General features: G+C 60.8%; 20 protein-coding genes. 10 read left to right on the forward strand and 10 right to left on the reverse strand.

What is annotated here, in order from left to right:
• Positions 1-18: 18 nt before the first annotated feature.
• The 4 genes from lnu(C) (at position 19) to ACED88_RS04455 (ending at position 4,967) form a co-directional block, all read left to right on the forward strand.
• Positions 19-513: a lincosamide nucleotidyltransferase Lnu(C) gene (gene lnu(C) / locus ACED88_RS04440; RefSeq protein ID WP_002837187.1), complete on the forward strand. Its 495-nt coding sequence runs from the start codon at positions 19-21 to the stop codon at positions 511-513.
• Positions 514-1,054: 541 nt separating this feature from the next.
• A complete protein-coding gene (locus ACED88_RS04445; protein WP_237196163.1) occupies positions 1,055-1,468 on the forward strand; it encodes a hypothetical protein in 414 nt (137 codons plus the stop codon).
• Between the two features lie 627 nt (positions 1,469-2,095).
• Complete coding sequence (locus ACED88_RS04450; RefSeq protein WP_449108849.1) at positions 2,096-3,529, forward strand: M48 family metallopeptidase; 1,434 nt, start codon at positions 2,096-2,098, stop codon at positions 3,527-3,529.
• A gap of 466 nt (positions 3,530-3,995) precedes the next feature.
• The gene (locus ACED88_RS04455) at positions 3,996-4,967 is read left to right on the forward strand and encodes a bile acid:sodium symporter family protein (protein WP_449108850.1); all 972 of its coding nucleotides are present in this window, start codon (positions 3,996-3,998) and stop codon (positions 4,965-4,967) included.
• 50 nt (positions 4,968-5,017) lie between these two features.
• Here ACED88_RS04455 and ACED88_RS04460 read toward each other — a convergent pair whose 3' ends face one another.
• A complete protein-coding gene (locus tag ACED88_RS04460) occupies positions 5,018-5,302 on the reverse strand; it encodes a hypothetical protein (RefSeq protein ID WP_449108851.1) in 285 nt (94 codons plus the stop codon).
• 41 nt (positions 5,303-5,343) lie between these two features.
• On the opposite strand from ACED88_RS04460, the gene ACED88_RS04465 reads away from it, so the two are divergent.
• Positions 5,344-6,057 carry a LysE family translocator gene (locus ACED88_RS04465; protein ID WP_449108852.1) on the forward strand — a complete coding sequence of 238 codons (714 nt, stop codon included), beginning with the start codon at positions 5,344-5,346 and terminating at the stop codon, positions 6,055-6,057.
• A gap of 126 nt (positions 6,058-6,183) precedes the next feature.
• Here ACED88_RS04465 and ACED88_RS04470 read toward each other — a convergent pair whose 3' ends face one another.
• Positions 6,184-8,289: a glycoside hydrolase family 15 protein gene (locus ACED88_RS04470; RefSeq protein WP_449108853.1), complete on the reverse strand. Its 2,106-nt coding sequence runs from the start codon at positions 8,287-8,289 to the stop codon at positions 6,184-6,186.
• 157 nt (positions 8,290-8,446) lie between these two features.
• On the opposite strand from ACED88_RS04470, the gene ACED88_RS04475 reads away from it, so the two are divergent.
• The 4 genes from ACED88_RS04475 (at position 8,447) to ACED88_RS04490 (ending at position 12,300) form a co-directional block, all read left to right on the forward strand.
• Positions 8,447-8,782: a metal-sensitive transcriptional regulator gene (locus ACED88_RS04475; RefSeq protein ID WP_449108854.1), complete on the forward strand. Its 336-nt coding sequence runs from the start codon at positions 8,447-8,449 to the stop codon at positions 8,780-8,782.
• An 83-nt stretch (positions 8,783-8,865) separates the two neighbouring features.
• On the forward strand, positions 8,866-9,081 hold the full coding sequence (locus ACED88_RS04480) for a heavy-metal-associated domain-containing protein (RefSeq protein WP_237235933.1): 216 nt from the start codon (positions 8,866-8,868) through the stop codon (positions 9,079-9,081).
• Between the two features lie 331 nt (positions 9,082-9,412).
• Entirely contained in the window at positions 9,413-11,695 is a 2,283-nt protein-coding gene (locus ACED88_RS04485; RefSeq protein ID WP_449108855.1) for a heavy metal translocating P-type ATPase, read from the forward strand.
• A gap of 29 nt (positions 11,696-11,724) precedes the next feature.
• Positions 11,725-12,300 carry a YdhK family protein gene (locus ACED88_RS04490; RefSeq protein ID WP_449108856.1) on the forward strand — a complete coding sequence of 192 codons (576 nt, stop codon included), beginning with the start codon at positions 11,725-11,727 and terminating at the stop codon, positions 12,298-12,300.
• Positions 12,301-12,397: 97 nt separating this feature from the next.
• On the opposite strand, the gene ACED88_RS04495 is transcribed toward ACED88_RS04490, so the two are convergent.
• The 6 genes from ACED88_RS04495 to ACED88_RS04520 form a co-directional block, all read right to left on the reverse strand.
• Positions 12,398-13,405 carry an LLM class flavin-dependent oxidoreductase gene (locus tag ACED88_RS04495; RefSeq protein ID WP_449108857.1) on the reverse strand — a complete coding sequence of 336 codons (1,008 nt, stop codon included), beginning with the start codon at positions 13,403-13,405 and terminating at the stop codon, positions 12,398-12,400.
• A gap of 204 nt (positions 13,406-13,609) precedes the next feature.
• Entirely contained in the window at positions 13,610-14,302 is a 693-nt protein-coding gene (locus ACED88_RS04500) for an MOSC domain-containing protein (RefSeq protein WP_449108858.1), read from the reverse strand.
• 80 nt (positions 14,303-14,382) lie between these two features.
• Positions 14,383-15,162, reverse strand: a complete 780-nt coding sequence (locus ACED88_RS04505) for an enoyl-CoA hydratase (protein WP_237196140.1) — start codon at positions 15,160-15,162, stop codon at positions 14,383-14,385.
• Positions 15,163-15,188: 26 nt separating this feature from the next.
• A complete protein-coding gene (gene mmsB, locus ACED88_RS04510) occupies positions 15,189-16,118 on the reverse strand; it encodes a 3-hydroxyisobutyrate dehydrogenase (RefSeq protein ID WP_449108859.1) in 930 nt (309 codons plus the stop codon).
• 54 nt (positions 16,119-16,172) lie between these two features.
• A complete protein-coding gene (locus ACED88_RS04515) occupies positions 16,173-16,934 on the reverse strand; it encodes an SDR family oxidoreductase (RefSeq protein ID WP_449107255.1) in 762 nt (253 codons plus the stop codon).
• Positions 16,935-16,965: 31 nt separating this feature from the next.
• Positions 16,966-18,171 (reverse strand): acyl-CoA dehydrogenase family protein, encoded by a 1,206-nt coding sequence (locus ACED88_RS04520; protein ID WP_449107254.1) that lies wholly within the window; start codon positions 18,169-18,171, stop codon positions 16,966-16,968.
• Between the two features lie 288 nt (positions 18,172-18,459).
• Here ACED88_RS04520 and ACED88_RS04525 point away from each other — a divergent pair, with 288 nt between their 5' ends.
• Entirely contained in the window at positions 18,460-20,229 is a 1,770-nt protein-coding gene (locus ACED88_RS04525; RefSeq protein WP_449108860.1) for an AMP-binding protein, read from the forward strand.
• Positions 20,230-20,339: 110 nt separating this feature from the next.
• On the opposite strand, the gene ACED88_RS04530 is transcribed toward ACED88_RS04525, so the two are convergent.
• Positions 20,340-21,425 (reverse strand): enoyl-CoA hydratase/isomerase family protein, encoded by a 1,086-nt coding sequence (locus ACED88_RS04530; protein WP_449107252.1) that lies wholly within the window; start codon positions 21,423-21,425, stop codon positions 20,340-20,342.
• A gap of 12 nt (positions 21,426-21,437) precedes the next feature.
• Complete coding sequence (locus tag ACED88_RS04535) at positions 21,438-22,937, reverse strand: CoA-acylating methylmalonate-semialdehyde dehydrogenase (RefSeq protein WP_237186715.1); 1,500 nt, start codon at positions 22,935-22,937, stop codon at positions 21,438-21,440.
• Positions 22,938-23,090: the final 153 nt, after the last annotated feature.

Here is a 23,090-nt window from a genome sequence, read left to right on the forward strand (position 1 = left end):
ATTTGTGGAGATGATAAGATGGTCAATATAACAGATGTAAAACAGATTCTTCAATTTGCAATAGATGCGGAGATTAAAGTCTTTCTTGATGGTGGCTGGGGTGTAGATGCTCTTCTTGGATATCAGTCAAGAGCCCATAATGATATTGACATTTTTGTAGAAAAGAACGATTATCAGAACTTTATAGAAATAATGAAAGCTAATGGCTTTTATGAGATTAAGATGGAATATACAACATTGAACCATACTGTATGGGAAGATTTGAAAAACAGAATTATTGATTTGCATTGTTTTGAATATACGGACGAAGGTGAAATTCTTTATGATGGGGATTGTTTTCCGGTAGAAACTTTTTCGGGTAAAGGAAGAATTGAGGAAATAGAGGTTTCCTGTATTGAACCATATAGTCAAGTAATGTTCCATCTGGGATACGAGTTTGATGAAAATGATGCACATGATGTGAAGTTATTGTGTGAGACATTTCATATCGAAATTCCAAATGAGTATAGATAACTGCAAATAACAGTTTGTAGGGGAGTTCTGATACTCCCCTATAAAAATGGCTATTTATCAACTGTTTGTTGTGACATAGCCTTGTTAAAAATCAAAATGATGAAACAACAGAAACACAGCAGAGCATTACCCATAAATATCGCGCACAAAGCGTACATGAAAACTCCAGAATCGGAATACTGAACAAAACTCAATCATCACTGAGAAATACTTACCAGATTAGAAATACCTCTGGTGAAACTTTTCATTTTAGACAAAAAGGGGTCTTCGATGTAAACGTTCGCTCTGCCAAAACAGTCTCCCCCGGCTTTGGCAAGGGACGGGTTATGTATCATTCACTAGAGTCAAGCTTACCTACAGCAAAAGTCTGGACAGTGTGGCGCGAGAATACAAACCAGGAGTTTGAGATGCCATACAGGACACACTATTCAAGCAGGGTATATCCAAGTATAGAGAAAATTGAAAGGTACTCCCTTGCCCAATAAGAAGAACTGATTCGGATAAAACATCATTAAATAATGCTAAATGGAACGATTTTAAAATGAAGAAAATAGGAACTCTGGTAATTCTAGGGGCTTTAACCCTAAGTGGCTGCGGAACGGGAACTATCAAAGAAGAATCTCCAGACACAAAATCCCAAGCCACTGCGCCACCCCTGCGCCAATATGAACCGGTAGCTGATGAGAGTAAGGCCCTATCAAACCTCAGCAAAGAACAGTTCGATAGCTACTACGACATCATCTGCCACACATCATCTTTTAGGGATTTTTCAGAGATAGAAAAATCCCTCACAGAATCACCAGAAGAAAAGGAAAAGAACTACGCCTATATTAACGATGCACCAGATGTAGTTCGACAGATAAGCGATAGAAATAAAAATCAAGTCTCCTCAGATACAGCATTAGAAAAGCCTCAGCCACCCCGCTGCCAGGAGCAATCAGAACCTCAGAATTAAGGGCTAGTGTTACCTATACAAAAATTGATTTGGCAAAGGATACATGTGCCACTGAATATTTTCTAGTGGCACAGGTTCTACTACTTTTCGTTGAGCTGCGAGCGGATAAATCTGTATGCAATAGCAAAAGCAAGGAGAAACAAAATTCCGCTGTTGATAATTTCTAATCGTGTTATCTCAAACATTTACGACCCTCAGGTGTCAACTATTCCATTTTTATCTACACGGATACCTTGATATCCAAACGTCGTAGGTACAATAAACGCCAACGCCACAACTTTTGATATTGAGATGACCCTCATTCGGTGCTCCCGGAGTGCTTGGTCAGCCGTCTCTGGCTGAGACTTCGGTATCAGGAGATATCCTCATGATTCGCTCTCTACCGCCGATCCAAATCGCGTACAAGAGGTTATTTAAAACATTATATGAATTTTTAGTCCCCCCTCACAGAGCACAGCTCAACACCGGCAGATCTCGTCAGCAACAGGCGGAAACCTGCACCCTCAGGATCCATCCCACCCACGTAGCCAAGTAACGACCCTCAACCAGCTCGCCCAGAACACAGCGCTCACCAACTTTCTTGCTACTGTGGAACCAAAACACACCGCCTAACCAGCAGGAAACCGCATGAGTGAGAACAACCCCGGCACCACCCCGCCCTACCCGCAGCAACCCGGCCCACAAGCGTCCACGCACATCAACGAGCAGGGCCTCACCCAGCCCCTACCCAACGACCTCAGCGACGGCTGGCTACCCGAAGACACGCGCCAGCGACCCCTCTCGCCCCTGCCCGCGCCCAAGCTCTTCGGCTTCCAATCCCTGCTACCCTTCAAGTTCCTCAATGCACTGCGCCACCCCGCAGAACTGCCCCTGGTCGTCATGGCCTACACGCTCACCATCATGCTCTACGTAGGCGGCGGTATCTACCTCATCTACTCACTCTTCAGCAGCGTGCTAGGGGACGACTTCGTCAACTACCAAATCAGCAACCTGGTCGGCCAACTCATCGCCATCGCCATCTACCTGCCCCTGGGCATCTTCTTCGTCCGCGGTGCCATGTACGGCCAGCTGCGCCTCAGCGGGGTGCGCATTACCCCCACCCAGTTCCCCGAGGCCTACCAGATGGTTGTTGAAGCCGCCCACGCCGCCGGCCTGCGCCGCGTACCCGACGCCTACGTCGTACTCGGCAACGGCCAAATCAACGCCTTCGCCTCGGGCCACGGGCACCGCCGCTTCATCGCCATCTACTCCGACCTCTTCGAAATCGGTGGCGCAGCCCGCAACCCCGAAGCGCTGCGCTTCATCATCGGGCACGAGGTGGGGCATATCGCCGCCGGTCACGTCAGCTACTTCCGCCTGATTTTCACCAGCTTCTTCATGCAGATTCCGATTCTCGGCAACCTGCTCTCCCGCACCCAGGAATACACCGCAGACAACTTCGGCTACCGCTACGCCCCCGACGGCGCCGAAACCACCACCACCGTACTCGCCGCCGGTAAGTACCTGATGAACGACGTGAACTTCCACGAACTGGCCAACCGGGCCGTCTACGAGCGCGGCTTCTTCACCTGGCTCGCCAACCTCACCACCACCCACCCGCCGGTGACCTGGCGCGCCCACGCCCTGCGCGACCGCACCGAACCCGGCCGCCTCATCTGGCGCCCCAAGAACAACCCGCCCTACCCGCTCTCCATGATTCCGGCAGCAGAGCCCGCCGAAGCCTGGGCCGACCCCCTACAGGCCACCGACCACCTGGCCACCTACCCCGAACGCGCCGACAACCAGCACTGGGGTTCAGTCAACACCACCTACCGGCCCCCGGCCCAGTACCGCGACCGCACGGTAGGCGACATGCTCTACACCGGCTGGGTACCCCCGCAGTACCGCCAGCGCACCCCCTGGAACAGCTTCGGTGCACCCTCACCGCAGGGCCCCCAGCAGGCACCTGGCCAGTCACCTGAACAGCAGGGTCAGGACACCGGTAGTAGCCCGGGTGCTACGCCTCGGGAAGGCGAGCGCCCGGCGTCCGCCCCGAGCAACCCGCCCACTGACCAGGGCTAACCCTCGACACGAAAACCCCACCCCAACCTATTGCCCACATCACAGGCATGGGTTAGGGTGGGGTTTATTAGCCCTCAACGAAGAAGGTGATCCCCGTGGGTTTTCTCTACGCTATCGCAGGTATTGTTGCCCTGGTTCTGGCCGCGCGTGGCAGTGCTAAGTGGTACGCGAGCGAGCAAAAGAAAGACTAGAGGAGGAAGCAACAATGCAAACTCCCACCAAACGTCAGGCTCTTCTCTGGTCAGTTGCTACACTCATGAGCATCAACTTCATCTGCGCCATTATCTTTGCTGCGGGAGGCCGTACTAACGACGGTATACTCATATTCGCCATCGGTTGCGCGGTTGCAGGTTGCCTGGGAAGTCTCATAGCCACCTTTTATCGCTCCCCTGAAGACTAGCCAACAACCTTACAAAAATCGGCTGCCGCATATTTGGCAACCAAACCCAAGAGTAGAATGGGCTAAATGGCCCTACCCCAGAAACTGCGCTCCTGGCGCCCTGACCCGCTGATTACCCTAATTCTGCTCGCCGTTGCCCTGGCGATTATTTTCCCGGCGCACGGGGACTTCGCCGAGGGGTTCAGAGTAGCCACCAAAATCGCTATCGGCCTGCTCTTCTTCCTCTACGGTGCCCGGCTCTCACCCCAAGAAGCCCTGCAGGGCCTGAAAAACTGGCGGCTCCACAGCACCATTCTGGGCTTTACCTACCTCATCTTCCCGCTCATTGGCCTAGCCCTCTACCCCGTGCAGGGCATTATCGGGCGGGAGCTCTACCTGGGCCTGCTCTTTATGACCCTGGTGCCCTCCACTGTGCAGTCCTCGGTGGCTTTCACCTCTATCGCCAAAGGCAATGTGGCAGGGGCAATTGTTAGCGCGAGTGCCTCGAATATCGTGGGCGTGATAGCCACTCCCCTGCTGGTCATGCTGCTGATGCAGAGCGATCAGCTCACCATCTCAGGCTCCGTTTTTGGTGATATCGCACTCCAGCTGCTCCTGCCCTTCGTGCTAGGTCAGCTCCTGCGCCGCTGGGTGGGCGACATAGCCAAGAACAAGCTCACCAAGCACGTTGACCGCCTCTCCATTGCAATGGTGGTCTACGCGGCTTTTTCGGACGGCATTGTGCAGGGCATCTGGACCCGCATTAGCCCCTGGCAGATTCTGCTCCTGGTCCTTCTGTCCATTGGCCTGGTGGAGTTCCTGCTCTGGCTCAGCGGGGTCGTCTCAAAGAAGCTGGGCTTCAGCTACGGCGACCGGGTGGCAGTGCAGTTCTGCGGCTCGAAGAAGTCCCTAGCAACCGGCCTGCCCATGGCAGCGGTAATTTTCGGGGGCGGAGCCGTGGGCGCCCTCATTCTGCCGCTCATGATTTTCCACCAGGTTCAGCTCATGATTTGCGCAGCCAAGGCCGCCCGCTGGGGCAGGCAGGTTCAAGCTTCATAGTGAAAATCATGGTGAAAATGGCCATCATGGTTAGCAATGACGGCCGATTTTCACATTGATGACGCCGGGTTCAGCTCCCGCAAAATATCAACGAGGAGGCGGGCGGCGGCGTCCTGCTCCGAGCTCGCCCGAAGCACCGCAAAAACCCGGCGGCGGCCCAGCGGCTCACTCACCCACAGGTTTCCGGTGCGGACCCCCTGCCGCCAGGGCTCAGCCCCACTAGGAGCCGGGGCCTCTGACCAGTAGAGGCCATCAAGCACCAGATGGGGCAGCAGGGCTACCGCATAGCCACCGTAGGCCGAGTACAACTGCCAGCTGAGACCGGCTGCATACATGGAATTGAACCGGGTTTGTTCCCTAGTCTACAGTGGTGCCCATGACCCTTACCCAGGCCCTCATGGGTTTCGCCGGCATCGCTTTTCTCATCACGATTATCCCGGCCACAGACGCCGCCCTGGTGTTGCGCTCCCTGGTCGCGGGCGGGCGGCGAAGCGCCTACGCCTGCGTCTTTGGCATCACCGCAGGCCTGCTCATTTGGGGCATCACCGCCGCAACCGGCCTAGCCGTGCTCATGGCCGCAGCTCCCCTGGTCTTTGACCTCATCACCGTGGCAGGTGGCCTCTACCTGATCTACCTGGGTATCAAATTCCTGCTCAACCTCAGGCACTGGGGGCAGGTAACCGCCCTCAAAACCGACCAAGCCGCCCTGGCCTCGCTGCCTGCACCCGCGGCGTCCTTACCCGGAGCTAGCGGAGCGGACGCCCCCGCTGGCAAACACAGGGTGGGTAAGGATTTTCTCGCGGGCTTCATCGCCAACATTCTCAACCCCAAAATCGCGGTCTTCTACATCGCCAGCGTACCGCCCTTTATGGTCGCCAGCGTGCAAACCTTCATCATGGGAAGCCTGCTAGCCCTCATCCACGGCGGCATTAACGTGCTCTGGTTTACCCTCATCATTTCGCTGGCCTCACTGGCCATGAAGTGGCTACTGCACCCGCGCGCCACCCTCGTCATCGACGGCATCGCGGGGTCAGTGCTCCTGGTCTTTGGCGTGCTGATTCTGGTGGAGGCGGCGCATAAGCTGCTCTAAGGTAGCTCCAGCAGGCAGGTATGCCTCTGCCCGCGACCCTCTCGCCGGTTCGCTAGCGCTCACGGGCGATTCACGCCAGCCCCGAGCCAGCGGGCTCTCGGCATACCCACCTGCGTGGCATCTCTTTTACAGCCCCAGCGCCTCCACCGCCCGGATCAGGGAGATATGGGCCAGGGCCTGGGGGAAGTTGCCGGTGAGGCGCTGCTGGTCAAAGTCGTACTCGGAACTCATGAGCCCCAGGTCATTGGCGCAGGCCAGTACGGTATCGAGCAGGGCGCGGCCGTCCTCTTCCCGACCCGAGCGAATATACTGCTCGGCCAACCAGAGGGAGGAGATGAAGTGGGGGTTATCCTGCCCCTCAAAGCCGTCCTGGGAGTCGGAGTTGTCGTATCGGTAGATCATGCCCGAGGGGTGGGCGATGGTTTGCTCAATCCGTTGGACAGTGGCCAGCATGCGGGGGTCGTCCCAGTCTACGAGCCCGATTTGGGGTAGTTGCAGCAGGGAGGCGTCCACGGCGGTGCCGCCGTAGGTTGAGACGAAGCAGCCCAGGTCGGCGTTGAAGCCGCGGCTCAGGATTTCATCGGCAACGGCGTCGCGGCAGTGTTCCCAGGTGGCTGCGTCACCGTCAAGCCCGAAGTCGCGCACGGCGGAAACGCCGGCGTCGAAGGCTGCCCAGAGCATGGCCTGGGAGTGGGTGTAGACGGCGGGTTCGCCGAAGGTCTCCCACATGGAGCGGTCGGTGTCGCCGATGCGTTCGGTGGCGGCGTTGAGCAGGGCCTTCTGGATGGGCCAGGAGAGGTGGTCTTCTGCTACGCCCGCTTCGCGCAGGTTGGCGAAGGTAACGAGCACCTGGCCCAGGGCGTCCCCCTGGAACTGGTCGCCCGAGCCGTTGCCGCTTCTCACCGGCTGGGACCCCTCGTAGCCGGGCAGGGCGAGGCGGCGCTCGATGTCGTCCTTTTCGCCGGCCAGGCCGTAGACCGCGTGAATGCGGCGGGGATTGTTGGCTAGGGCTCGCAGGATCCAGTTACGCAGCTGGGCGGTCTCACGCTCGTGGCCGTGGGTGAGGGTTACGTCCATGGCCATGGCGACATCGCGTAGCCAGGTGAAACGGAAGTCGTAGTTGCGTTTACCCCCGATGACTTCGGGCAGGGAGGTGGTCACGGAGGCGACCAGGGCGCCGGTTTCACGGGAAATCAGGGCGCGCAGGACCAGCAGGGACCGCAGGCGGGCTTCCCGGTAGCGGGCGTTGGCTTCTTCACGGTGGTCCTCGGCGGTGGGGGCAACCACCTGGCTCGCAGCCGTTTGGGCTAGCTCATGGTAGGTCGCTTCATCAACTTCGGGGGCGGCGGTGTTAGACCCGGTTTCCAGCAGGATTGATGAGGTCTTAGATTCTTCCAGCTCTTCAACCTCGCGCACCGCCGAAATAGTAGCGGGCGCTTGCTCTGCCTGCTCAGATGCGCGGACGCCGGTGGGCACCTGCCCGCCCTCGGGCAGGTAGGCGGGGGCGGCGTCCTCATCTTCAGCCTCTGGGAGGGAGTCTGCGGGGCTGTAGAGATTGGACCACTCCTGCCACTGCTCCTGGGTGTAGGTCAGGGCCGTGGGATAGTCCACCGGGGCAGGCGGATTGTGGTTAGACGCAAAGTAAGACAGGGTGAAAGTGTAACTCTGACCAGCAGAAACGGTAAAGGTTTCGGCCTTAGATTCGGGGTCACCCTCAGGCAGGGAGTCACCCCGGAAGACCAGGGCATGAGGGCCAGCCATACCCACCAGCATGTCGGCGGACGGGTCGGGGGCACCAGCGGCGTCCACCCCTTCATAGCGGGTAACCCAGGGAATCGTCTTGCCGTAATCAAAGCGCAGGGCAAGCTCGTGGTACATGGTGACCTCACCGGTCAAACCCTCCACGTTGCGCACAATCGTGGTGCCGCCCGAAAGCGGCATAAACTCGGTGACGCGCACCGACGCGTCCCCCACAAACCAGACGGTCTGCAGAATAAAAGTGTTCTCGCGGTAGGAACGCTCCGTGCGGATCTCTTCCACCGGGGCGGGGTTGACCGATTCGAGGGGGGCCAGCAGCCAGCGGCCGTGCTCCCGCTCCCCCAGAAGGGCGGCAAAGACCGCGCGGGAGTCAAAGCGCGGGGCGCAGAACCAGTCAATGGAACCGGTGCGGGAAACCAGCGCGCCGGTGTTCATGTCTGAGAGCAGGGCGTAATCCTCGATGAAAGAAGCCATAGCACCAGTCTAACAGGGCGCTTAGTATCGGCCGGTGGCGCTGAAGGTAATCAAAAGTTTCATCAGTGCGTTCTTTGCCCGCACCTATGAAAATTTCGATGACATTCGGGGCTTTACCCTCTTGTGGCTATACCCCTAGGGGGTATATGTTAAAGACATGAGCGAAGAACACTGCGCAACCCACCAGGCAGAACACCACCACGGCTACACCGCCGACAAGGACGCCTACCTCAAGCGCCTGCGCCGCATCGAGGGGCAGGTACGCGGCATCCAGCGCATGGTCGACGAGGACGTCTACTGCATCGACATCCTCACCCAGGTATCCGCCATCAACAAGGCCCTGCACAGTGTCTCCATCCAGCTCCTAGAAGACCACGTGCGGCACTGCGTCGTCGACGCCGCCACCCAGGCAGAAGCCACCGGCAACACCGCCCCCCTCGACGACAAAATCAGCGAAGCAATGGCAGCCATAACCCGCCTGGTCAAAAGCTAAAAACTCAACCCCGGCGGGATCCCACCGGCTCCCGCCACCCCAAGTACGGGCGTCCGCGCCCCACACCCACAAGGAGAAAACCCATGTCAGCAACCATCGTCAAAGCAACCGGCCTCACCTGCAACCACTGCGCCATGAGCGTGCGCGAAGAAATCGAAGAAATTGAGAACGTCACCGGTGTAGAGGTCGATGTGGTCAAGGACGGCGAATCCACCGTCACCATCAACCACACCGGCGACCTGGACGCCGCCGCCGTCTCAGCCGCCATCGAAGAAGCCGGCTTCACCCCCGTCGGCTAATCTTCTAGCGTTCTCGGGAGGGCGGCTTTGCCCAGCGACCCTCTTGCTCCTCGCCTGGGGGCTCGTCGCAATTCACGCCAGCCCCGGAGCCAGCTGGTCGCTAGCCGCCCTCCGTCGCCCGGGGGTGCGGGCGCGCGTCGGCAGCCAACTGGCTGGGTCTGGCATGAATCGCGCGCGAGCTTGCGAGCCCGCGAGAAGGTTAGTTGGCAGAGACGCGCGTCCGCACCTATAGGGAGAGGCGCCCGCCCCCCTGGGCAAAGCCGCCCTCCAAAGCCTGCGCTATGCGCCCAGGCACTAAACACAACAGACACATCAAGTGAAAGAAGGCGTCATGCCAATCCAATCCACCGCTGAGGTTTTCACCGGTGACACCCGCATCGTGAATCTGAATGTGGGGGGTATGACCTGCGCGTCCTGTGTGGGGCGGGTGGAGCGCAAGCTCAAGAAAATTGGAGTGGACCCCTCGGTCAATCTTCCGCTGGAAACCGCCCGCGTGGTTGCGCCTGCTTCGGTCACTGACCAGCAGCTGATTGAGACGATTGAGAAGGCCGGGTACACGGCGAGTTTGAAGCAGGACGCCGTCGAGCAGGTTGATGAGGCTGAGCAGGGGTCGCTCACCCCGCGCCTGTGGGTGGCGGCGGTCTTTACCCTGCCGGTGTTTTTGATATCTATGTTTGCTGCTTTCCAGTTCCCTCATTGGGGCTGGGTGGTTGCAGCCTTGACCCTGCCGGTGGCGACCTGGGCGGCTCTGCCTTTTCACCGCCCGGCCTGGATTAATCTTCGGCACGGTTCTTTCACCATGGACACCCTGATTTCCCTGGGTGTTATTGCTTCTTACGCTTTTTCGCTCTGGCAGCTGGTTCTCGATCCGGCTATGACCGCCCATGCCGGGCACGGGGCGTCCTCGCCTGGCAGCCACGGCATGGACCACATGCTCTACTTTGATGCGGCGGCCATGATTACCCTCTTTTTGCTGGCTGGGCGGCAGATTGAGCACCGTACCGCGCGGCGCTCTTCGCAGGCCCTGCGGGCTCTGCTGAACCTGGGGGCTAAGTCTGCCACGGTTCTGCAGGGCGGGCGGGAAGTGCAGATTCCCGTCAAAGACCTGCTTCCCGGCGACCTGTTCTTGGTGCGCCCCGGCGAGAAAATTGCGGTGGACGGCGAGGTCGTTGAAGGACGCTCCGCGGTGGATACCTCTCTGCTAACCGGTGAATCTGTGCCAGTTGAGGTGGAAGTGGGGGACGCTGTGGTCGGCGCAACCGTCAATACATCGGGTTCCCTGACGGTGCGGGCGACCCGGGTGGGCTCTGACACCGTGCTGGCTCAGATGAGCCGTACCGTGGCGGAGGCCCAGTCTACCAAGGCACCTATTGCCCGCCTGGCTGACCGGGTTTCTGCGGTTTTTGTGCCAGTGGTGATTGCCCTGGCCCTGGCGACCCTGGTCGGCTGGCTGCTGGTGACCGGCGATGTCAATGCTGCTTTTACCGCGGCGGTGTCGGTGCTGGTCATTGCCTGCCCCTGTGCACTGGGTCTGGCGACCCCTACGGCCCTGCTGGCGGGTACTTCGCGGGGGTCCCAGCTGGGTATTTTGATTCGTTCGGCCCAGGTACTCGAATCCACCAAGCACCTGCGCACCGTGGTGCTCGATAAGACCGGCACCGTCACCACCGGCACCTTTACCCTGGCTGAGGTAATCCCCTTCGCGGGCCGGGAAGACCAGGACGCTGCCCGCCTGCTGGCGCTGGCCGGGGCGGCTGAGAGCCGCTCTGAGCACCCCCTTGCCCGGGCTATCACCCAGGCAGCCCAGGCTGCTGCCGAGACGGGGGTTCCTCTGCCCGAGGTCACCGACTTTGAATCGGCCCCCGGCGGGGGTGTGCGGGCAACCCTGCTCGAGCAGACCCCGGCAGGTGAGAGCCTTCCGGTCACAGTTCTGGTGGGCCAGGCCAGCTTCTTAACCGCTGAGGGTATTGAGCTGAGCGAGGCCCACACCCGCGCCCTGCTGGCCGGTCAGGAGGCGGGGCGGACCACCGTCGTCCTCGCCCTCGACGGGCAGCCCGCCGGTCTACTGGCCCTGCAAGACACCCCCAAGCCGGGGGCGTCCGAGGCCCTGGCAGAGCTCAAGGAGCTGGGTCTCACTCCGGTGCTACTGACCGGGGACGCCGAGCCCGTCGCCCGCGCTGTGGCTGCCCGGGTGGGTATTGCCCCGGCGGACGTCTACGCGGGAGTTAGCCCGTCCGACAAGCTGGCCACCATCACCCGCCTGCAGGAGGGCGGAGTAGGGGTCGCCATGGTGGGTGACGGCGTGAATGACGCGGCTGCCCTGGCTAAGGCCGATGTGGGTGTGGCCATGGGGTCGGGCACCGACGTGGCCATGGAGGCTGCCGATATGACCATTGTGCGCAGTGACCTAGGTTCACTGCCGACGGCCATTCGGCTCTCGCGGGCCACCCTGCACCTGATCAAGAGTAACCTGTTCTGGGCCTTTGCCTACAACACGGTAGCGATTCCGGTGGCGGCCGCCGGCCTGCTCAACCCCATGATTGCGGCAGCGGCCATGGCCTTCTCGTCGGTCTTCGTGGTGCTCAACTCCACCCGCCTGCTCCGCTTCTCCTAATACCCCAACCCACGCCCCAGGAGGCACCCATGAAAAACCTGCCCACCCGCGTCCTCGCCCTCGCTGCCGCATCTCTGCTGGCTCTAACTGCCTGCGGGTCCAACGAGCCAACTGCTAAAAGCGAGGCTGAAGCCCTGGTCTCGTCGGCTGCGGCGGCCCACGCTGACCACACCAACCACCCGGCCGACGGCGGGCCTGCGCCCGCCGGTATCGCCGAAGCATCAGACCCCACCTACCCGGTTGGCACCGAGGTGGTTCTTGCCGCTGACCACATGAGTGGTATGAACGGAGCTACCGCCACCATCGTGGGCGCCTACCAGACCTATACCTACTCGGTGAACTACACACCCACCGACGGGTCTAACCCCGTCAACGACCACAAGTGGGTTGTGCAGGAAGAACTGGCGGACGCCGGGAGTGAGCGCCTTGCAGACGGAACCCCCGTGACCATCGAGGCTGAGCACATGACCGGCATGAAGGGAGCTGAGGGGACGGTTGAATCGTCCACCGATGAGACCGTTTATATGGTGGACTTCACCGCCGGTGGCATGACCATGAAGAACCATAAGTGGGTTACAGAGTCCGAGATTGAAGGGGTCAAGTAACTCCTTATTCTCAAGGGGACCGCAAAACTTCAAAAGGACCGCATAATATGCGGTCCTTTTGAAGAAATGAGGTCCCCTTGTTAGGGGTGGGAAGGGGCTAGAGGGCGGGCTTAATATCGCGGACGATGGCCTGCAGCTGGCGCAGGTTGAAGTCTACTCCCAGCATGTTGGGGATCGTCACCAGCAGGGTGTCTGCCTCAGCCACGGCCTCGTCCTGAGCCAGCTCTTCAGCAATTTTGTCGGGCTCACCGATGTAGCTCTTGCCGAAGCGGGAGACGGCGCCGTCCAGAATACCGACCTGGTCCTGGCCTTCAGCCTGGGCCCGCAGGCCGAAGTAGTAGTTACTCTGCTCGTCAATAATCGGAATAATCGAACGCGATACCGACGTGCGCGGGGTGCCCTCGTGCCCGGCGTCCGCCCAAGCCTGCTTGAAGATACGCAGCTGCTCAGCCTGCAGCTGATCGAAGGGCACGCCGGTGTCTTCCAACAGCAGGGTGGAGGACATCAGGTTCATGCCCTGCTCGCCGGTCCAGCGGGCGGTATCGCGGGTGCCAGCGCCCCACCAGATGCGGCGGGGCAGGCCGGGCGACTGGGGCGTAATGGGGTCAAGCTGGGTGGGGTCAGAAACGTTCTGGGCGATGCCCTTACCGGCGATAGCCTCGCGGAAGAGGGCGGTGTGGCGGCGGGCCATGTCAGACTCGTCCTCACCCTCAGCGGGCAGGTAGCCGAAGTGGGCAAAGCCCTTGTAGACGGTTTCGGGTGACCCGCGGGAAATACCCAGCTGCAGGCGCTCGTTACCGGCAATCAGGTCGACCATGGCGGCCTGTTCTGCCATATAGAGCGGGTTTTCGTAGCGCATGTCGATGACGCCGGTGCCCAGCTCGATGGTGGAGGTGCGGGCCCCTGCGGCGGCCAGTAGGGGGAAGGGGGACATCTGCTGCTGGGCAAAGTGGTGGACGCGGTAGAAGGCACCGTCCAGCCCGATGTCTTCAGCACCGACGGCCAGGTCGATGGCCTGGTGGAGCATATCGGCGCCCGTGCGGGTTTTAGAGCCGGGGTAGTCGCCGTAGTGGCCGAAGGAGAGGAAGCCTATTTTAGGTGCCACGATTGTATGCCTTTCAGGTTGATTTTCCTTACAGGAATTACTTTACCAAGAAAGCATTGCGGATGATAGGGAGATGCCATCGGAAAAGTGCAAGTGCCCGTCACTTTTGGCAGGGCAGTTGCACTTTTCGAAGGGTTGCAAGGCATTTTTTGCATCAAAGGCTAAGTCAAAAAATAAACCGCATGAAGTAGGCAGACGAGCCAGTTAGCGCCCCAGTTTAGCCAGTAGCCGATCGTGGTAGAAAGGCGGGTAGCAGCCTGCTTCTACCACGGCCTGCATGGCAGCACGATCACCCATAGCGGCCGCAAAGGCCTGCCCCATAGTCACCCCGTGGTCGGGGGCAGGCAGAAAAGTAATAGTATCCTCGGCTGTGATGGTACCGGGCTGGATGACGCGCAAGTAGGCGCCGGCGTCCTGACGCTCAGTAAAGGTCTTTACCCAGCCTTTTTGGCCTAGCCAGTCGGCAAAGGTGCGGCAGGGCTGGCGCGGCACCGACACCTCAAGCATGGCCGTGCCCACTGCCAGGCGCTGGTTGATGAGAACCCGGCTCCAGGTAATACCCTCGGTAGTTAGGTTCTCGCCGAACTGCCCGTCAGCCAAGGGAGCACCTAAGCGCTCGGCCCAGTAATCCAATTCTTCCCGGGCAAAGGCGTAAACCGCCTTGTCAGCACCGCCGTGGTGCTTGGCGTCCCCCACAAAATCCCCGCGCACGCCGGAGCCGTTGCCATAGCCGGGTGCCGGGGCAAAAACCTCCAGGGAATCTACTGGCTGCTTATTGATGCCGGTGGTGCCCTTACCTGTAGGGTTGGGCATCTCGGCACCAAGGTTGGTGGAGCGGACGCTCGCGGACGCCGTATACAGGCCGGGAGCGGTAGGGCTTAGGCGGGTCTTATTCATACCCTCAAGATACCCTCTGAAAAGTGCAAGTGCCCGTCACTTTTGGCAGGGCACTTGCACTTTTCGGAGGGCATGAAGCTTTAGCGGTGCTTAAAATCAGCCTCCCGCTTCTCAACGAAGGCAGCCATGCCCTCTTTCTGGTCCTCGGTTGCAAAAAGAGCGTGGAAGGTGCGGCGCTCAAAAGCAACACCCTGGGCCAGGGTGGTCTCAAAGGCGGCATTGACGGCCTCCTTGCAGACCTGGGCCACAAACTTTGACTTAGAAGCGATGGTTTCTGCCATCTCAAGGGCGGTGGGAAGGACGTCCGCGTCCTGCTCCACCAGGCGGGATACCAGCCCTGCCCGCTCGGCTTCGTCCGCCCCCATAAAGCGCCCGGTCAGGCAGAGGTCCATGGCCTTAGCCTTGCCCACAGCGCGGGTAAGGCGCTGGGAGCCACCCATGCCGGGGATGACCCCAAGGTTGATTTCGGGCTGGCCGAACTTGGTGGAGGGCCCGGCAACCAGCATATCGGCCATCATGGCCAGTTCGCACCCGCCACCCAGGGCGTAGCCGTTCACGGCAGCCACGATGGGGGTGCGCAGGCGGGTGAGGTTGTCCCAGTGGGCAAACCAGTCGGCCGCGTACATGCTGGCGTAGGTCTGGGATGACATCTCCTTGATATCGGCACCGGCGGCAAACGCTTTTTCGCTACCGGTCAGGACGATGGCCCCCACCTCGGGTGAGCGGTCAAAGTCGGTTGCGGCGGCAACAACCTCGCGCATGGTGGCATCGTTGAGGGCGTTGAGGGCCTTGGGGCGATTGAGGGTAATCAGCCCCACCCGGCCGCGGGTTTCAACCAGAATGTTCTCGTAGGTAGTCACGGGTGTTTCTCCTTGCTGTAGGCGGGTTAGATACCTGAGACGGGTGAGCCGTCGGCCTCGCGGATGGCGTTAATGACGTCTGAGAAGTCCTTGGTGCCACGCCCTTCTTCTACCAGGTGAGTATAGATATCTGCGGCGTGCTTGCCGAGTTCGCCGTTGACCCCTGCGGTGTCGAGGGCAGCAACTGCCAGGCCCATGTCCTTGCTCATGAGGGCGGTAGCGAAGCCCGGTTCATAGTCGCGGTTAGCGGGCGACCCGGGCACGGGGCCGGGCACCGGGCAGTTGACGTTGACCGCCCAGCAGTAGCCGGACGAAGTGGAAATGACGTCGTAGAGCACCTGGGCGTCAAGCCCCAGGCGCTCGCCCAGCACGAAGGCCTCGGAGGCGCCCACCATGGTGATGCCCAGCAGCATGTTGTTGCAGATTTTTGCGGCCTGGCCGGTGCTATTGGTACCGCAGTGCACCACCTTCTTGCCCATCACCTCAAGCAGGGGGCGCACCTGCTCTACGTCCGCCTCAGCGCCGCCCACCATGAAGGTGAGGGTGCCCTGCTCGGCTCCCACCATACCGCCGGAGACCGGGGCATCGACGGCCCGCATGCCGGCCTGCACAGCTAGGTCGGCTGCCTGGCGGGCGTGCTTTACCTCGATGGTGGAGCAGTCCATGAAGAGGGTGCCGGGCTTGGCTGCAGCCAGCAGACCGCCCTGCCCCTCGCGTCCGCCGTAGGCTCCCAGAACGTGCTGGCCAGCAGGCAGCATAGTGATGACGATATCGGCCTGAGCTGCGGCCTCTTCACCGCTGGCAGCGACCTGGATTCCGCGGTCACGGGCGGCATCGAGCGCGGCGGGCACCAGGTCGAAGCCGTGCACGGTGTAGCCTGCAGAAACCAGGTTGGCTGCCATGTAGCCGCCCATGTGCCCCAGGCCGATAAAAGCGATAGTGGGTGTGGTGGTCATCTTCTTCTCCCTTATAAGGTGGGCTATTCTGTCTCGTCGGTTTCGGGGTGCGGCCTAGCGGGGGGCCATGCGCAGGGCGCCGTCCATGCGGATTGTTTCGCCGTTGATGTAGTCGTGCTCGGCGATAAAAACAGCCAGGTCGGCGTATTCAGCGGGGGCCGCGAGGCGCTGCGGGAAGGGTACGTTTTGAGCGAGTTCTTCGCGGAACTCTTCGGTAATGCCAGCCATGAGCGGGGTATCCACGATGCCCGGGGCGATAGTGTTCACGCGAATTCCTGAGCTGGCCAGATCTCGGGCCGCGGGTAGGGTCAGGGCTACGACCCCGCCCTTTGATGCCGCGTAGGCTATCTGACCAATCTGCCCCTCATAGGCGGCGATAGAGGCGGTGTTGATAATGACGCCCCGCCCGGCTGTGCCTTCCACCGGCTCCTGGGTGGCCATCAGGGCTGCCCCGGCTGTGAGCACATTGAACGTGCCGTTGAGGTTAATGCTGACGGTCTTAGCGAAGAGGGCAGGGTCATGCGGCCCCCTTTTTGAGAGGACGCGGGCCCCCGGGGCGATACCGGCGCAGTTGACCACGGTGCGCAGGGGGCGCTCGTCCTGCCCCACCCGCTCGAAGGCAGCTTCAACGGCAGCGTAGTCGGTGACGTCGCCGGGCAGGAAGGTGACGCCCTCAACCTCCCCGGCCTTTTCGATACCGGCGGGAAGGTCGAGGCCGTAGACGTGCACGCCGCGGGCAACCAGGGCGCGGGCGGTTGCTGCCCCGATACCCGAGGCTGCGCCCGTGACCAGGGCGGTGGTGTTGGTGAAATCCATGGTGCTCTCTTTCAGGTGGGAGGTGAGGGGTTTAGACGAAGGCTGAGTAGCCGGTCAGGGCCCGGCCCACGATGAGGGAGTTGATTTCGTAGGTGCCCTCGTAGGTGTAGAGGATTTCGGCGTCCCCAAAGAACTTGGCCATCTCGTAGTCGGTGGTCATGCCGTTGCCGCCCTGGATTTCCCGGCCCAGCCAGGCGCTCTGCCGGGCCAGCTTGGTGGTGGTGGCCTTGGCCATGGCGGCGTGAACCATGTCGAGGGTTCCGTTTTCTTGCATGCGGGCGCAGTTCATCATGAGCCCCAGGGCTGCCTGGGTGTTGCTCATAATTTCTGCGATGTTCTTTTGGATGAGCTGGAACTTAGCCAGGGGCTTGCCGAACTGCTGGCGGGTGAGGGCGTAGTCGCGGGCGATATCGAAGATGCCCAGCTGAATACCGTAGCCCTGCCAGCCCACCCAGGCGCGGGAGTTGCGCAGCATCTCGTTGGCGGCGTCGAAGTTGATGGCCCCGGGCAGGTGGGCGCTAGCGGGCACCTTCACGTCGGTGAGGGTGATGTGGGCGTTCTGCATGACGCGAAGGCCGATCTTGTTGCGAATCTTCTCAGCCTCATAGCCGGGGGCGTCGGTGGGTACGATGAAGGCCTTGATCTGCTGGTCGGCGGTATCACGGGCCCAGACCAGGGCGAAGTCGGCGATGGTGCCCATGCCGATCCAGCGTTTTTCGCCGTTGATGACCCAGTTTTCGCCGTCAAAGGTGGCACTGGTTTCGAGGCCGCCGGCGATATCGGAGCCGTGGTCGGGCTCGGTCAGGGCAAAGGCGCCGGTGAGTTCAAAGCTTTCGAGTTTCGAGAGCATCTCGGCTTTCTGCTCGTCAGAGCCGAGAATGTTGATCATGCCGAGCACCAGCTCGTTGTGAATGCCGACCAGGGCTGAGAGCGAGACGTCCACCCGGGTCACTTCTGCGTAGACCAGGCCGCGGAAGAGCCAGGAGGTGCCGCTGGTTTCAAGGCGGGCCAGGCCCACCTCAGCCATGCTTTCGAGCAGGTGGAGGGGGAATTCTTCGGTGTTCCAGTAGTCAACGATGTGGGGGCGTACTTCTTCTTGCAGGTAGGTGCGGATGCGCAAGAACCACTCTTTTTCGTGGTCGGGCAGCAGGTTAAGGACGCCGAAGGGGTCGATGTCGGGGAAGGGCAGGGGCTTTTCGGGTGGGTTTTTGACCATTCCGCGGATGTGGGTGTTCATAGGGTAGCTCTCCTGTGCAACGTCGTCGTGTGCAACTCACGGGCGGGGTTCGCCCGCACTTTTTGTGTGAGTCAAGCCATATTTAGCTCTGAATGTACTCCACCTTGGGGGCCGCCGGGTAGCTTTTGGGGGAATTAATCGGTTCGTTACGCGCAGACAGGTTTGCATTCGTTGATTTTTCCACAGGGTCTTGGCAGGGGTGTCACCCCTCCCCTATAGTGACTCACAGCACCCTATCGTGACCCATGCCACTATTTTTGTGTGGTTTATTGCCGAAAGAGGTTACTCATGAGCGTTACCGAAGAGTTCCGCACCATTCGCGATCAGCTTGTCGCCCTGCGCGAGGACTATGCCGCCGCGCGCGAACAGTTCACCTGGCCCCGGTTTGAGCATTTCAACTTCGCCCTCGACTGGTTTGACCAGGTAGCTGCCAGCGAGGAACGCAAGGACGCCCCCGCCCTGATTATCGCGGAGCAGGACGGTTCCAGCGTGAGCGTGAGCTATGCAGAAATATCTCAGCGGTCATCGCAGGTGGCTAACTGGCTACGGTCGGTAGGCGTGAAGCGCGGTGACCGTGTAATTCTCATGCTGGGCAACCAGGTAGAGCTCTGGGAACTCATGCTCGCCGGCATCAAGCTGGGCGTTATTCTCATGCCCTCCACCGAGATGCTTGAGCCGGTTGACCTCGATGAACGCATCAGCCGTGGCACGGTCGAATGGGTCATTACCAACAGCAAGAACGTGCCCAAATTCGAGCGGGTTGAGGGCAACTTCACCGTGATCGAAACAGACGGTAAGACCGAGGGGGCCCTGACCAAGCACCCCCACCTGAACTACCTGGATGCGGCGTCCGCTCCCACCGATTTCACCCCGGACGCCCCCACCCGGGGCGACGAGCCCCTGCTCTGGTACTTCACCTCGGGCACCACCTCACGGGCCAAGATGGTGGAGCACACCCACACCTCCTACCCGGTGGGCCACCTTTCGACCATGTACTGGATTGGCATGGGCCCCGGCGACGTGCACCTGAATGTGGCCTCACCCGGCTGGGCCAAGCACGCCTGGTCCAACATTTTTACCCCCTGGATTGCTGAGGCAACCGTCTTTATCTACAACTACTCCCGCTTCGACGCTGCTGCCCTCATGCAGAACATGGAGAAGTTCGGGGTCACCAGCTTCTGCGCACCGCCCACCGTCTGGCGCATGCTCATTCAGGCTGACCTGAATCAGCTGGCGACCCCGCCCACCAAGGTCGTTGCCGCGGGTGAGCCGCTGAACCCCGAAGTTATCTCCAAGGTGAAAACCGCCTGGGGCGTAGATATTCGAGATGGCTTTGGGCAGACCGAGTCCACCGTGCAGATCGCCAACACCCCCGGCCAGCCCATCAAGATTGGTGCCATGGGCAAGCCCCTGCCCGGCTACGATATTGTGCTGATTGACCCGGCCACTGACGAGATTTCTGAGACCGAAGGTGAGATTTGTATCCGCCTGGGCGATGCCCGCCCCCTGGGCCTGATGACCCAGTACAAGGGGGACCCCGAGAAGACTGAGGACACCATGCGCGGGGGCTTCTACCACACCGGTGATATTGCCGAGCGGGACGAGAACGGGGTGCTCACCTATGTGGGCCGCGCCGACGACGTCTTCAAGGCCTCCGACTACAAGCTCTCCCCCTTTGAGCTGGAATCCGTGGTCATTGAGCACCCGGCTGTGGCTGAGGCTGCGGTGGTTCCCTCACCCGACGAGATCCGCCTGGCTGTGCCCAAGGCCTACATTGTGCTGGCCGCTGGGCACGAGCCGACGGCTGAGACCGCGAAGGATATTCTCAAGTACGCCCGCGACCACCTGGCCGCCTACAAGCGGGTGCGCCGCATCGAGTTCTACGAGCTACCCAAGACCATTTCGGGCAAGATTCGCCGCGTGGAACTGCGAGCCCGTGAGAACGAGTTCCACGGCCGCCACGGCGAGAAGAGCGCCGCAGCTCTGGCCGCCCGCACCACCACCGAGGGCTACGGCCACGAGTTCGCCGACACGGACTTCCCGGACCTCAAGAGCTAGTAGGCAAGCTATCTTTCTCTACAACGAATGTGACTCATATTCCCAAGCGGGCGTTAAAACAACACCCTTTCGGGAATATGAGTCACATTCGTGGTGGGGTGACTGCGTCTTTAGGCTAGACCCAGTTCCCCCGCCTTCGTGGGGGTGAAGAAGGCCAGGACGCTCTCGCGCGAGACCTCCGCGAGGCTGGCAGGGGACCACTGTGGGTTACGGTCCTTATCGACCACCTGGGCCCGGATACCCTCACGCATATCGTGATGTGCCAGGGCATTACAAGAGGTGATGAAATCCTGATTCAGGGTCTCTGCCAGGCTCTGGCTACCGGCTCGGCGCACAGCCTCCAGAGCCACCTTCATGCCAGTCGGGCCGTTCTTCTGCAGGGCCGCCAGAACCGTACCGGCGAACTCGGCGCCGTCCGCCCCCGAATCAGCCACCACCTGGACCTTCTCAAGGATTTCCTCAACGGTATCGGCGGCAAAAGCACCCTCAATCCAGCGGGCGTTCTCCACGAGCGGGGAGGGAGGCGCATCAGCCGCAAAGCCCTCAATGACGCGGGTGACGGCGTCCGCACCCTCGACCTTCTCAAGGGCAGCGACCAGGTCATCAAGCTTCTCAGACGGCACGAAATAATCAGCCATGCCGACAGCGAGCGCGTCCGCCCCGGTCACATGCAGGCCGGTGACGGCCATGAGGGTGCCCAGGTTCTGCGGGGCGCGGGCCAGGATGTTGAGGCCGCCCACGTCGGGGCAGAAGCCGATGACGGTTTCGGGCATGCCGGTGCGGGTGTGTTCGGTGACGATGCGGTGGGAGCTATGGGCTGAGACGCCCACGCCGCCGCCCAGCACCAGGCCGTCCATGAGGGAGATGAAGGGCTTGGGGTAGCGGGAAATACGCAGGTCCAGGGTGTATTCCACTCGGAAGAAGTCCACGCCCTGATCCGGGTTTTCGCCGGTGGCCTTGTAGAGGGCTACCACGTCACCGCCTGCGCAAAGACCCCGTTCACCGGCGCCGCGCAGGAGCACGGCGGCGATGTCGGCATCCTGTTCGAAGTCGTCCAGGGCTGCGTTCATCAGCTCCATCATCTCGGCGTTGAGGGCATTGACCGCGCGTGGGCGGTTCAGGGTGATAACCCCCAGGCTGCCGCGTTTTTCGGTCAGGACGCTCTCAGTCGGCTGGGTGCCGGGCGTATCGGTCACGGTGGGCCTCCTTTAGTTGCCGGTGGGCATAACGAAGCTGGCGCCCTCTTTAATGCCGGAGGGCCAGCGGGATGTTACCGTCTTGGTCTTGGTGTAGAAGCGGAAGGCGTCGGGCCCGTGCTGGTTGAGGTCGCCGAAGCCGGAGGCCTTCCAGCCGCCGAAGGTGTAGTAGGCAATCGGCACGGGGATCGGCACGTTCACACCTACCATACCCACATCGACGCGGCGGGCGAATTCGCGAGCGGTATCGCCGTCGCGGGTGTAGATGGCAACGCCGTTGCCGAACTCGTGGTTGGTGGGCAGGGCCAGGGCCTCTTCAAAGTCATCGACGCGCACCACGGAAAGGACGGGGCCGAAAATTTCTTCGCGGTAGATGGACATATCGGTGGTGACCTTATCGAAGAGGGTAGCGCCGATGTAGTAGCCACCCTCGTGGCCTTCGACCTTGACGCCGCGTCCGTCCACCAGTAGCTCGGCGCCTTCCTTCTCGCCGGCGGCGATGTAGCCTTCGATGCGTTCGAGGGCGCTGGCGGCAACGACGGGGCCGAAGTCTGCCTCGGGGTCAAGGGCGTGGCCGACCTTGAGGGTCTTGGTGCGCTCGACCAGCTTTTCAACCAGGGCGTCGGCGGTGGCCTGGCCGACGGGCACGGCCACCGAGATAGCCATGCAGCGTTCACCGGCAGAGCCGAAGGCTGCGCCGATCAGGGCGTCGGCCGCCTGGTCGAGGTCTGCGTCAGGCATGATGATTAGGTGGTTCTTGGCACCGCCGAAGCACTGGGCGCGTTTGCCGGTGCGAGCGGCGTGCTCGTAGATGCTCTGGGCGATGGGGGTGGAGCCCACGAAGCCGACGGCCTTAATGCGGGGGTCATCGAGCAGGGTATCAACGGCCTCCTTGTCGCCGTTGACCACGTTGAAGATGCCGTCGGGCAGGCCGGCTTCAGTCCAGAGCTCAGCCAGGCGCAGGGGCACGGAGGGGTCACGCTCTGAGGGCTTAAGGACGAAGGCGTTACCGGCTGCGATTGCGGGGCCGCACTTCCAGAGGGGAATCATGGCTGGGAAGTTAAAGGGGGTGATACCAGCGACCACGCCCAGGGGCTGACGCATGGAGTACACGTCGATGCCGGTGCCTACGGAGTCGGAGTATTCGCCCTTGAGCAGGTGGGGGGCGGCGGTGGCAAATTCGACGACATCAAGGCCGCGCTGGATATCGCCGTGGGCGTCAGCTACGGTCTTGCCGTGTTCGAGCGAAAGCATCTCGGCCAGTTCGTCGGCGTTCTGGTTGACCAGGTCCACAAAGCGGTGCAGAATACGGGCGCGCTTCTGGGGGTTGGTAGCAGCCCACTTGGCCTGGGCTTCTGCGGCGTTGGCGATAACATCGCGCACCTCATCAGCGGACGCCAGAGGCACCTGGGCCTGCACCTGGCCGGTGCTGGGGTTGTAGACATCGGCGAAACGACCTGAGGTTCCGGGGCGATGGGCGCCGCCGACGTAGTGGGTTAACTGCTTCGTCATCGAAGCCTCCTTCCGTGAGGGCGCACAGACTTCTGTGCATCAGCTCACACGATACAGAAAAAATAGACGGGTGCCTAGAGGCAGATGAGCTGTTACGCAGAATATGCAGCATTAGCGCATGACAGACAGAAAATCCGTAGGGAAAAGTTAAGA

The organism is Rothia sp. 11273D007AR, assembly GCF_053547255.1.